Source organism: Micromonospora sp. CNZ296 (assembly GCF_007827635.1).
Map to the genome: position 1 here is coordinate 283,349 of NZ_VISW01000003.1, position 11,988 is coordinate 295,336.

General features: G+C 73.1%; 10 protein-coding genes. 6 read left to right on the forward strand and 4 right to left on the reverse strand.

Features of this window, described 5'->3' with window-relative positions; all coding sequences use genetic code 11:
• Window positions 1-684 (reverse strand): succinate dehydrogenase cytochrome b subunit, encoded by a 684-nt coding sequence (locus FB455_RS06775; protein ID WP_082171209.1) that lies wholly within the window; start codon window positions 682-684, stop codon window positions 1-3.
• A gap of 83 nt (window positions 685-767) precedes the next feature.
• Here FB455_RS06775 and FB455_RS06780 point away from each other — a divergent pair, with 83 nt between their 5' ends.
• Window positions 768-1,697, forward strand: coding sequence for a LysR family transcriptional regulator (locus tag FB455_RS06780; protein WP_013285332.1), 930 nt, complete (start codon window positions 768-770; stop codon window positions 1,695-1,697).
• 152 nt (window positions 1,698-1,849) lie between these two features.
• Here the strand turns inward: FB455_RS06780 and hrpA are convergent, their stop codons facing one another.
• Window positions 1,850-5,845: an ATP-dependent RNA helicase HrpA gene (gene hrpA / locus FB455_RS06785; protein WP_145752645.1), complete on the reverse strand. Its 3,996-nt coding sequence runs from the start codon at window positions 5,843-5,845 to the stop codon at window positions 1,850-1,852.
• Between the two features lie 140 nt (window positions 5,846-5,985).
• Here hrpA and FB455_RS06790 point away from each other — a divergent pair, with 140 nt between their 5' ends.
• Window positions 5,986-6,459, forward strand: coding sequence for a cytidine/deoxycytidylate deaminase family protein (locus FB455_RS06790; protein WP_145752647.1), 474 nt, complete (start codon window positions 5,986-5,988; stop codon window positions 6,457-6,459).
• Window positions 6,460-6,494: 35 nt separating this feature from the next.
• Here FB455_RS06790 and FB455_RS06795 read toward each other — a convergent pair whose 3' ends face one another.
• Both FB455_RS06795 and FB455_RS06800 read right to left on the reverse strand, forming a co-directional pair.
• Window positions 6,495-6,854, reverse strand: coding sequence for a YciI family protein (locus FB455_RS06795; protein WP_030270394.1), 360 nt, complete (start codon window positions 6,852-6,854; stop codon window positions 6,495-6,497).
• 4 nt (window positions 6,855-6,858) lie between these two features.
• Entirely contained in the window at window positions 6,859-7,791 is a 933-nt protein-coding gene (locus FB455_RS06800; RefSeq protein WP_030270392.1) for a helix-turn-helix domain-containing protein, read from the reverse strand.
• Between the two features lie 120 nt (window positions 7,792-7,911).
• On the opposite strand from FB455_RS06800, the gene FB455_RS06805 reads away from it, so the two are divergent.
• From FB455_RS06805 to FB455_RS06820, 4 genes are all read left to right on the forward strand, one after another.
• Entirely contained in the window at window positions 7,912-8,958 is a 1,047-nt protein-coding gene (locus FB455_RS06805; RefSeq protein ID WP_013285337.1) for a FecCD family ABC transporter permease, read from the forward strand.
• A gap of 113 nt (window positions 8,959-9,071) precedes the next feature.
• Window positions 9,072-10,106 carry a FecCD family ABC transporter permease gene (locus tag FB455_RS06810; protein WP_232236645.1) on the forward strand — a complete coding sequence of 345 codons (1,035 nt, stop codon included), beginning with the start codon at window positions 9,072-9,074 and terminating at the stop codon, window positions 10,104-10,106.
• The gene (locus tag FB455_RS06815) at window positions 10,103-10,975 is read left to right on the forward strand and encodes an ABC transporter ATP-binding protein (RefSeq protein ID WP_030270390.1); all 873 of its coding nucleotides are present in this window, start codon (window positions 10,103-10,105) and stop codon (window positions 10,973-10,975) included. Before FB455_RS06810 ends, FB455_RS06815 begins: the two co-directional genes overlap by 4 nt.
• A gap of 32 nt (window positions 10,976-11,007) precedes the next feature.
• Window positions 11,008-11,952 (forward strand): ABC transporter substrate-binding protein, encoded by a 945-nt coding sequence (locus FB455_RS06820; RefSeq protein ID WP_013285340.1) that lies wholly within the window; start codon window positions 11,008-11,010, stop codon window positions 11,950-11,952.
• Window positions 11,953-11,988: the final 36 nt, after the last annotated feature.

Consider the following 11,988-nt stretch of genomic DNA (forward strand, 5'->3'; position numbering starts at 1 on the left):
TCAGGACACCAATCCGGTGATCACGGCGAACGGAACCAGCAGGTAGCCGCCGACGAGCGCGACGGCGAAGACGAGCGCGGCGATCCGGGCCCGGCGCTCGCCCTTCGGCGTCTGCTGGCCGAGGCTGCGGAACGCGCTGAAGGCGCCGTGGCGCAGGTGGAAGCCGAGGGTCACCAGCGCGAGGGTGTAGAAGAGCGTGACGTACCAGCGCTCCGGCGCGAAGCCGGCGACCACGTTGCCGTACGGGTTGGCCGGGTCGCCCTGCGGGTTCAGGTGACCCGTGGTCAGGTCGAGGATGTGGTAGATCACGAAGAGCAGGATGATCACACCACCCCAGCGCATCGTGCGGGCCGCGTAGTTCACGTGGATCTTGCGGCGGTGCGCGTACCGGACCGGGCGGGCGGCCCGGGACCGCATCGCGAGCACGGTGGCCGCGCCGATGTGCCCGAGGACGGCGACGGTGAGCACGGTGCGCTGGATCCACAGGAACCACGTCGTCGGCAGCAGCGGCGTGCCGATGTCCCGCAGCCAGTGCGCGTAGTGGTCGAACGACGTCTCACCCGTGAAGATCTTCAGGTTGCCGAGCATGTGCGCGATCAGGAACAGCACGAGGATGATGCCCGTCACCGCCATGACGGCCTTGAGGCCGACGTTCGAGCGGATGGGCGACCGAGTTTTCGTGATTACCACGCGGTCGACGCTAGGAGCACTTCGATCAGGCGTCCAATGCATCGAAATCGCAGCGTTGATAGCCGTAGGCTATGTAGATGCAGCTCCATCAGCTTCGGTACTTCGTGGCGGTCGCCGAAGTACGACATTTCACCCAGGCGGCCGATCTTGTCGGCATAACCCAGCCCTCGTTGAGTAAGCAAATTCACGCGCTGGAGACCGACCTGGGGGCACCGCTGTTCGAGCGGGTAAGGGGCAACATCACACTCACCGCAGCAGGTGAGGTGCTGCTGCCGCTGGCCAAGCGGATCCTCGCCGACGTGGAGACCGCCACCCGCGAGGTGCAGGAACTGGTGGGGCTGCGCCGGGGCCGGGTCCGGCTCGGCGCCACCCCCAGCCTCGCCACCTCGCTCGCCCCGCCGGTGCTGCGCCGGTTCCGCGACGCGCACCCCACGATCGACCTGCGCGTGGAGGAGGGCGGCTCGCAGGACCTCGTCCGGGACCTGCTCCGCGGCGACCTCGACCTCGCCCTGATCATCATGCCGTCGGCCGGCACCGACCCGGGGCTGCGCGCCGACCCGATCCTGCGGGAGAGCCTGGTGGTCGCCTCGGTCGACCCGCTGCCGGGCGCCTCGGAGGCCGGGGAGTTACGCATCACCGACCTGCGCGACCAGCCGCTCGTCATGTTCCGCGAGGGCTACGACCTGCGCGACGCCACGCTCCAGGCGTGCCGGGCGGCCGGGTTCGAGCCGACCCTGTCCGTCGACGGCGGGGAGATGGACGCCGTGCTCAGCTTCGTCGAGGCCGGGCTCGGCGTCGCGCTGGTGCCCGGCATCGTGGTGGCCCGCCGCGCCGGCATCCGGGTCACCCGGCTCGTCCCGCCCGGCGTCCGCCGGACCATCGCGGTGGCCCGCCGCCGCGACGTGGTGCCCACCCACGCCGGGCGCGAGCTGCGCCGCATCCTCCTGGAGTACGTCCACGACGCCACCGCCACCGCCGAACTCCCCCCAGGCGTAGAGCCCCTCTGACCGCCCCTCTCCCGCCGCCCCTCTCCCGCGCGATCTTGCACTTTCGGCCCCGGCGAAAGGTGCGAATGCCACTGCGCGGGGGCACCAAGTGCAAGATCGACGAGGGCGAGGGCGAGGGCGAGGGCGAGGGCGGGGGCGGCGGGCGGGGTGGGTCAGCGGCCCTCGGCGTCGTCCATGGCTCGGTAGATTCGCTGCTCCGAGACGGGGTAGGGGGTTCCCAGGGCCTGGGCGAAGACGTTCACCCGCAGCTCCTCGATCATCCAGCGGATCTGGCGGACCGCCGCCGAGGCACGTCGCGGCGGGGGCAGCGCGGCCAGCATGTCCTGGTACTCCTTCTGCACCACGGCGACGCGGTCCTGCTGCTGTTTGTCCCGTTGCGGGTTGCCCGGCAACCGGTCCAGCCGCCGCTCGATAGCGGTCAGATAGCGCAGCACGTCGGGCAGGCGCGCGTACCCCGTCTCGGTGATGAAACCCTTGTGCACCAGGCCGGTGAGCTGGTTGCGGATGTCGGCCAGCGCGGCCACCACGGCGAGGTTGCGGGTGGCGCCGAGCCGCTGCTCCACCGCGTACGCGGAAGCGAGCACCCGGCGTACCCGCTCCATGATCTCGACCACGGTGTCCACCAGGTCGGCGCGGACCTTGTCGCGCAGCGCGGCGAAGCCCTCGGCGTCCCAGGCCGGGCCGCCCGCGTCGCCGATCAGCTTGTCGATCGCCGCGCCGGCCGCGTCCTCGATCAGCTCCGGCACGCTGCCGTGCGGGTTGCGGGACAGCGCCAGCTTCGCCTCGTTGCTCAGCCGCCCCTGGAGGAACTTCGCCGGTGACGGCATCGTCAGCCGCAGCAGCCGCCGGGTGCCCGCCCAGTGCGCGGCCTCCTGCTCGGCGGCGGAGTCGAACACCTTCACCCCGACCGTCGCGCCCTCGTCCACCAGCGCCGGGTACGCGGTCACCGCGAAGCCTGCGCGTACCTGCTCGATGGTGCGCGGCAGCGCGCCGATCGACCACTCGGTCAGCCCGGTCCGGGCCACGTCGGGCGCGGCGGCGGCCACGACCTGGCGTACCTCCTGGCGCAGCTCGCGTTGCAGCGCCGGCAGGTCCTTGCCCTCGGCGACCGGCTTGTCGTCGTCGCCGAGCACCCGGAACGTGACCCGCAGGTGCGGCGGCAGCCTGCCGAGGTCCCACGCGTCGGCCGGGACCGTCACCCCGGTCATCCGGCGCAGCTGCCGGGTCAGCGCGGCCAGCAGCGGCTCCTCGCCCGGTGTGATCGCGGCGAGCGCGGCGCGCGCGTAGTCGGGCACCGGGACGAAGTTGCGCCGTACCGGCTTGGGCAGCGACCGGATCAGCGCGATCACCAGTTCCTCGCGCAGCCCCGGCACCTGCCAGTCGAAGCTCTCGGCCGGCACCTGGTTGAGCAGCGGCAGCGGGATGTCCACAGTGACGCCGTCGGTGGGCACGGTCGGGTCGAACGTGTACGTCAGCGGCAGCGTCACGCCGTCGGCCCGCCACTGGTCCGGGAAGTCCTCCTCGTCGACCCCGCCCCGGCCGTCGTTGACGAGCAGCTCGCGGGTGAACGTGAGCAGGTCGGGCCGCTCCCGGCGGGTCTTCTTCCACCACGAGTCGAAGTGCCGTCCGGAGACCACGTCGGCGGGGATCCGCTGGTCGTAGAAGGCGAAGATGGTCTCGTCGTCGACCAGAATGTCGCGACGCCGGGCCCGGTTCTCCAGCTCCTCGATCTCGGTCAGCAGCTTCTGGTTGTCCCGCCAGAACTGGTGGTGGGTCTGCCAGTCGCCCTCGACCAGGGCGTGCCTGATAAACAGCTCGCGGCTGAGACCTGCGTCGATCCGCCCGAAGTTCACCTTGCGGGAGGTGACGATCGGGATGCCGTACAGCGTGACCTTCTCGTAGGCCATCACCGCGGCCTGCTTCTTCTCCCAGTGCGGCTCGCTGTAGCTGCGCTTCACCAGGTGCTGGGCCAGCGGCTCGACCCACTCCGGCTCGACCCGCCCGGCCACCCGCCCCCACAGCCGGGACGTCTCCACCAGCTCGGCCGCCATAACCCAGCGCGGCGGCTTCCTGAACAGCGCCGACCCGGGGAAGATCGCGAACTTCGCGCCCCGAGCGCCCAGGTATTCGTGCTTCTGCGCGTCCTTGAGGCCGAGGTGCGACAGCAGGCCGGGCAGCAGCGACTGGTGCACCTTCGGGGTGTCGATCTCCTCCGGCAGGTCGGCGCCGGCGCCGCGCCGGCCCTCACCCTTGTCGGAGGTACGCAGCACCTGGCGCAACTGGCTGACGATGTCCTGCCACTCGCGTACCCGGAGGTAGTTGAGGTATTCGGCCTTGCACATCCGGCGGAACGCGCTGGACGACAGCTCCCGCTGCTTCTCCCGCAGGTAGCGCCACAGGTTCAGGTACGCGACGAAATCGGACTCCTTGTCGGCGAACCGGGCGTGCGCCTGGTCGGCCTGGGCCTGCTTGTCGGCCGGGCGTTCCCGGGGATCCTGGATGGACAGCGCGGCGGCGATCACCACGACCTCGGTGGCGCAGCCGTTGCGCTCGCCCTCGAGGACCATCCGGGCCAGCCGGGGGTCGACCGGGAGCTGGGCCAGCCGCCGGCCCAGCGCGGTGAGCCGCTTCGCCGGGTCGGTCTCGGCCGGGTCGAGCGCACCCAGCTCGTGCAGCAGGTTCACGCCGTCGGTGACGTTGCGCCGGTCCGGCGGGTCGATGAACGGGAACGCCGCGACGTCGCCGAGCCCGACCGAGGTCATCTGGAGGATGACCGAGGCCAGGTTGGTCCGCAGGATCTCCGGGTCGGTGAACTCGGGGCGGGAGTCGAAGTCCTGCTCGTCGTAGAGGCGGATGCAGATGCCGTCCGAGGTACGCCCGCAGCGGCCCTTGCGCTGGTTGGCGCTGGCCTGCGAGACCGGCTCGATCGGCAGCCGCTGCACCTTGAGCCGGCTGGAGTAGCGGGAGATCCGGGCGGTGCCCGGGTCCACCACGTACTTGATGCCGGGCACCGTCAGCGAGGTCTCCGCGACGTTCGTGGCCAGCACCACCCGGCGGTTGGAGTGCGCGGCGAAGACCCGGTGCTGCTCGGCGGTGGACAGCCGGGCGTACAGCGGCAGGATCTCGGTGCCGAGCAGCGACCGCTTGGACTGCACCAGCTTGCCCAGCGCGTCGGCGGTGTCGCGGATCTCCCGCTCGCCGCTGAGGAACACCAGGATGTCGCCGGGCCCCTCGGCGGCCAGTTCCTCGACCGCGTCGCCGATGGCCTGGATCTGGTCCCGGACGTTCTCCTCGTCGGCCTCGTCCTCCTCGTCGGCCTCCGTGACCTCGACCAGCGGCCGGTAGCGGACCTCCACCGGGTACGTGCGCCCGGACACCTCGACCACCGGCGCCGGGTTGCCCTCGGCGTCGGCGAAGTGCTTCGCGAACCGGTCGGTCTCGATGGTGGCCGAGGTGATGACGACCTTGAGGTCGGGCCGTCGGGGCAGGAGCTGCCTGAGATAGCCGAGGATGAAGTCGATGTTGAGGCTGCGCTCGTGCGCCTCGTCGATGATCAGCGTGTCGTACTGCCGCAGCATCCGGTCGGTCTGCAACTCGGCCAGCAGGATGCCGTCGGTCATCAGCTTGACCAGGCTGTTGTCGCCCACCTGATCGGTGAAACGCACCTTGTAGCCGACCACGTCGCCCAGCTCGGTGCCGAGTTCGTCGGCGATCCGGTCGGCGACCGTGCGGGCCGCCAGCCGGCGGGGCTGGGTGTGCCCGATCAGGCCGGTGATCCCGCGCCCCAGCTCCAGGCAGATCTTGGGGAGCTGGGTCGTCTTCCCGGAGCCGGTCTCACCGGCCACGATCACCACCTGATGGTCGCGGATCGCGGCGGCGATGTCGTCCTTGCGCTCGCTGACCGGCAACTGCGGCGGGTAGGTGATCGCCGGGACGGCCGCGCGGCGCGACTCCAGCCGCGCCTCGGCCCGGGTCACCTCGGCCGCGATCTCGGCCAGCGCCGCCTCCCGCCGCTGCGGGTCGCGCAGCCGGCGCACGCCGTCGAGCCGCCGCTGGATCCGGCGCTGATCGCGGAACATCAGGGGGGCGAGGCGGCGGTGCAGGTCGCGGGCGGTCTCAGGGGCGGCGGGTACGGCTGGATTCTGCATGTCGTCGCCAAGGATAGGCAGCCGCGCGGCGGACCGCCCCCGGGTTACCGGCGCTGGGCGTGCCCTCCCTGGTGCGGCCGTCCCCGCCGGATAAAGTTGCCGCCGACGAGGCCGACGGACGAGGCCGACGAGGGGCGGGGATGATCATGCGGGACACCGACCGGGCGCTCGTGCAGGCCGCCACCGCCGTCGCGAAGCTGCGCTGCCGCAGCGACAACCACACAGTCGCCGCCACCGTACGCAGCACCGACGGCCGGGTGTTCAGCGGCGTGAACGTCTACCACTTCACCGGCGGCCCGTGCGCCGAGGTGGTCGCACTCGGTGCCGCCGCGACCCAGGGCGCCGGCGAGCTGGAGGCGATCGTCGCGGTGGGGGACCGCGGCCGGGGCGTCCTGCCGCCGTGCGGACGCTGCCGTCAGGTGCTGCTCGACTACTTCCCGTCGATCAAGGTGATCGTCGGCCCGCCCGACGGGCTGCGCGCGATCCCGATCACCGACCTGCTGCCCGAGACGTACGTCTGGGCCGACCAGCAGGTCGAGGTGCCGGTGGCCGCCCGCGCCGGGGTGTGGCCGACGCCTGTGGTGCCGGGCAGCCGGCAGGCCCCGGAGGACTGACCGCGCCCCGCCCCGGGCGCTGCCGGCCGCGACACTCAGTCGCCGGCCGCTGCCTCCAGCATCGAGCGGGGGACCGGCACCTGCTCGAAGCGGACCTGGCCCTCCGGCACCATCCAGCCGCTGACCTGCGCGACGAGTCGTCCCGCGCGGACCGCCGGGTCGTTCGCGTACAGCTCACGGGCCATCTGCGGGTCCACCGACAGCACCACGAAACCGCGGACACGCCCGTCGTCGCCGTCCAGGAACGGCCCCGCCGCCAGCACCGCGCCCTGCTCCACCAGCCCGGCCTGGTGCGCCAGGTGCGCGTCCTGGATCCGGTCGAGGGCGTCCTGCGGCAGGTCCGGCGCGTCGTCCGGGCGGACCAGGAGCACCACCGTGTGCCTGTCGAATCGCATGTCCTCAGGCTAGGTGCTGCCGGGCGCGCAGTGCCCGGATCGACCAGTCCAGCACCGGCGCCAGGCTCTCGGCCGGTGGCCAGCCGTTGACCACGGAGAGCAGCTCCAGGTACCGCTCCCGGCGAGGGTCGCTCGCGGTCCGCAACCGGTCCAGCATCCGCCGGCGCAGGTCGGCGTCGTCCGAGCGGCCGCAGAGCCGCGCGTACCGGCCCGCCGCCCGGGCCAGGATCGGATCGGCCTCCGGCGCGGCCGGCTCGATGCCGTCGGCGAGCGCCGGGGCCACCTCCTCCCGGACCACGGCGACCACGTCCCGGCGTACGCCCTCGGCGCCTTTCCGGTCCGCCGCGTGCTGCTCGGCCAGCCGGCGCAGCCCGGCCCGGAATCCCGGGTCCAGGGTCAGCTCGGCCAGCTCCACCCACGCCTCGATCTGACAGTCGTCCGGATCGTCTGGCAGTTCCGGCGTGAGCGACCGCCTGATCCCCGCGAACCCCGGATCGGTCAGGCCGCCGAACGCCGCGTCGAGGAACTCGTCGACCAGCCGCCGCCGTTCCCGCGCGGCCAGGCCGGCCAGCCGGTGCAGCAGGTCGGCCTCGGACGGGGAGGCCCCGCGCCGGGCGATCACTGTCAGCACCGCGCGGCGCGACCGCAGCAGGCGGATCTGCGCGGTCAACGCGTCCGCGTGCGCCGAGGCGACCTCGGCCAGGCTGACCTCCCGCGCCACCACCCGGCGCACGGTGGGCAGGTCCACGCCCAGCTCGCGTAACGTCCGTACCAGGTCGAGCCGGGCCACCGCCGCCGCGTCGTAGCGGCGGTGGCCGGCCGGTCCCCGGTCGGTGGGCGGCACGACGCCGCGGTCGGACCAGAACCGGATGGTCTTCACCGGCAGCCCGGTCCGCCGGGCCAGGTCACCGATCGAGTAGCGCTCCGCACCGTCCATGCGCCCACCATCGCGCCTCCCCCCGGTGGAGGCGCAACCCCATCGACAGTGCCCGCTTAGGTACGCCTTACCAGGTCAGCTAAGGTAAGGCGCACCTAATCGGAAGGCGAAGAACCCCTCGTGACCACCGTCGCCGTCCGGCCCGCGCGGGCCGGGACTCCCGTCCGCCGCGGCACCGTCCGCCGCGTCGCGGTCACCGTGGCGGCGGCGCTCCTGCTCCTGCTGGCGCTGCTGGCCAGCCTCGCGCTCGGCAGCCGGCACCTCCCCGTCGACCAGGTGTGGCACGCGCTCGTGTCCCCGGACGGCGGCGACGCCACCACAGTGGTCCGGGAACTGCGGCTGCCGCGTACCGCTCTCGGGCTCGTCGTCGGCCTGGCGCTGGCACTGGCCGGGGTGCTGTTCCAGGCGGTGACCCGCAACCCGCTGGCCGAGCCGCGCATCCTCGGCATCAGCGCCGGGGCGTCGTTCGGCGTGGTGCTGGCCATCGCCGTGTTCGGGGTGGGCACGCTCGCCGGGTACGTCTGGTTCGGCATCGCCGGCGCGCTGCTCGCCGGGCTGCTCGTGTTCGCCATCGCCAACCGCACCCGCGAGGGCGCCAGCCCGGTCACCCTCGCGCTCGTCGGCGCGGCCCTCGACGCCGGTCTCGGCGCCATCGTGTACGCGCTGCTCAGCATCGACGCCCGCACGTTCGAGGAGTACCGCTTCTGGGTGGTCGGCGGGCTGACCGGCCGGGGCGTCGGCGTGGCCGGGCAGGTGCTGCCGTTCGTGGTGGCCGGGGTGCTGCTGGCCGCGCTCGCCGCCCGCGGTCTGGACGCGCTCGCCCTCGGCGACGACGTGGCCCGGGGACTCGGGCACCGGGTCGCACTGGTCCGGCTCGCCGCCGGGGCCGGTGGCGTGCTGCTCACCGGTGCGGCGGTGGCCGCCGCCGGGCCGATCGCCTTCGTCGGGCTGGCGGTGCCGCACCTGGCCCGGGCGCTGGTGGGCGCGGACCAGCGGTGGACGCTCCTGGTCGCCGCGTTGCTCGGTCCGGCGCTGCTGCTCGCCGCCGACGTGGCCGGCCGCCTCGTCGCCCCGCCCGGCGAGATCCCGGCCGGCATCATCACCGCCCTGCTCGGCGCCCCGCTCCTGGCCTTCCTGGTCCACCGAGCCAAGACGGTGACGACATGACCACCCCCGCTCCCATCCCCACCCCCGGCTCCCGCGATCTTGCACTTGCCGCCCCGACGAAGGGGGCATTTCGGGCACCCGAGGGGCCGGAAGTGCAAGATCAACGGGGTGGGGTGCGACGGCCGCGGGGGCGTGGAGTGCTGCGGGTCGGGGCGGTGGTGGTGCCGTTCCGGTGGCGGCCCCTTGTGGTGGCGGCTGTGCTGTTCGTGCTGCTGTGCGTCGCGGTGGTGGTCAGTCTGTCGCTGGGTACGCCGTACGTCGCCCCGGTGGACGTGGTGCGGTCGCTCTCCGGTGCGGGCACCCCGTACGACCTCGTGGTGCGCGACCTGCGACTGCCTCGCGCGGTCCTCGCGGCGGTGGCAGGGGCGGCCTTCGGCGTCGCCGGCACGCTGATCCAGAGCGTGGCCCGCAACCCGCTCGCCAGCCCCGACGTCATCGGTGTCACGCAGGGCGCCGGGCTGGCCGCGACGATCGCGCTGACCAGCGGCGCGGCGGCGGTGCTGGTGGCGCCGGCGGCGCTGCTCGGCGGCCTGGCCGCCGCGGTGGCGGTGTTCGCGCTCGGCGCCCGGCACGGCCTGGCGGCCCAGCGGTTCGTGCTCGCAGGTGTGGCGGTGGCGTTCGCGTTCCGGGCGCTGATCGAGGTGGTCATGCTCACCGCCGACCCGATCGACGGGCTGCGCGCCCAGATCTGGCTCATCGGCACGCTCGCCGGCAAGGGATGGAGCGAGGCGGCCTGGATCGCCGGCACGCTCGCGGTCCTGCTGCCGGTGCTGCTCTGGGCCGGGTGGGCGCTGCGCAGCAGCGCGCTCGACGACGACACCGCGCGCGGGATCGGCCTGCGGCCGGTGGCCCGCCGCATGGGGCTGGCCGGTACCGGTGTGCTGGCCGCCGCCATGGTCACCGCCCAGGTCGGTGCCGTCGACTTCGTGGCGCTGGTGGCCCCGCAGGTGGCCCGCCGGCTGGTCCGCGCCGAGCGCCCGCCGCTGCTGTGCGCCGCGCTGCTCGGCGCGTTGCTGCTGGTCCTCGCCGACCTCGGTGCCCGCCGGCTGCTGGCGCCGACCCAACTGCCGGCCGGCGTGCTCACCGCGGCGATCGGCGGGCCGTACCTGATCTTCGTGCTGCTGCGCACCCGAGGGAGGCGGTCGTGACCGCGCTGCTGTCCACCCGCGACCTGGTCGTCGGCTACGAGGGCCGCACCGTGCTGGACGGACTCGACCTCGACCTGCCGGCCGACACGTTCACCGTGATCGTCGGCCCGAACGCCTGCGGCAAGTCGACGCTGCTGCGCACGATGGCCCGGCTGCTCACGCCCCGGCGCGGCGCGGTGCTGCTCGACGGCGCGGCGATCCGCGATCTGCCGACCCGGGACGTGGCCCGGCGGCTCGGCGTCCTGCCGCAGAGCCCGCTGGTGCCCGAGGGGATCACCGTGGCCGACCTGGTCGGGCGCGGCCGGCAGCCGTACCAGCGCTGGTGGCGGCAGTGGTCGGCCGAGGACGGACGGGCGGTCGAGGAGGCCATGCGGCTGGCCGACGTCAGCGCGCTCGCCGACCGCCCGGTGGACACGCTCTCCGGCGGGCAGCGCCAGCGGGTGTGGATCGCCATGACGCTGGCCCAGGACACCGACGCGCTGCTGCTGGACGAGCCGACCACGTTCCTCGACCTGGCCCACCAGGTCGAGGTGCTGGACCTGCTGCACCGGCTGCGCGCCGAACGCGGCCGGACAGTGGTGGCCGTGCTGCACGACCTCAACCAGGCGGCCAGGTACGCCGACCACCTGATCGCCATGCGCGACGGCGCGGTGGTGGCCGCCGGCAAGCCGCGCGAGATCCTCACCGCGGACCTGGTTCGCGACGTGTTCGGGCTGGACTGCGTGGTCGTGCCCTGCCCGGTCAGCGGCGCCCCGCTCGTGGTGCCCGCCCTCACCCAGACCGGATCCGCCCAGACCGGATCCGCCCAGACCTCGGCCGTTCCGGCCGTCACGCCGGCCACGGCCGGCGCCCCCGTCGGCGACGCCTGAGCGCGCCGACCCGCACCACCGAAAGGAACCTGATGCGTCGTCTCGCCGTCGCACTCACCGCCGCCCTCGCTCTCGGCGTCGGCCTCACCGCCTGCGGGGAGAGCGACCCCGTCGCCGGCACCGGCACCGGGGAGACCCGGGAGATCACCCACTCCATGGGCACCACGAAGGTGCCCGCCGAGCCGAAGCGCGTGGTCGTGCTCGACACCGACAAGATCGATACCGCGCTGTCGCTGGGCGTCACCCCGGTCGGCGCGGCGACCGCCGGTGAGGCGAAGAGCTGGCCCACCTACTTCGGAGCGGACAAGCTCGCCGGGATCACCGAGGTCGGCGTGCTCACCGAGCCGGACCTGGAGGCGATCAACGCGCTCAACCCGGACCTGATCCTGGGCAGCAAGTTCCGCCAGGAGAAGTTCTACGACGAGCTGTCCAAGATCGCCCCGACTGTCTTCACCGAGAAGGTGGGCGTCACCTGGAAGGAGAACTTCCTCCTCGACGGTGCGGCGCTGGGCAAGGAGCAGCAGGCCAAGGACCTGCTGGCCGAGTACGAGAAGCGGGCGAAGGACTTCGGCGCGAAGCTCGGCGACGCCTCGTCCCGCAAGGTCTCCATCGTGCGCTTCATGCCGACCGAGATCCGCCTGTACGGGCCGGACTCGTTCTCCGGCATCGTCGTCGGCGACACCGGCCTGGGCCGCCCCGAGCGGCAGATGCTCGCCGGCAAGGAGGACAAGCGGATGGACCGGGTCAGCCCGGAGCGCATCGCCGAGGCCGACGGCGACGTGGTGTTCGTGACCGCGTACGGCGAGAAGGCCGCCGCCGAGCAGGCCAAGGTCACCGGCGGCACGCTGTGGAAGGGCCTGTCCGCGGTCAAGGCCGGCAAGGCGCACGTGGTCTCCGACGAGATCTGGATGACCGGCATCGGCGTGGGCGCCGCCAACAAGATCCTGGACGACCTGGAGAAGTACCTGGCCGCCTGAGCCCCGATCACCCGCGCCCGTCCAGCCGTCGTCGGC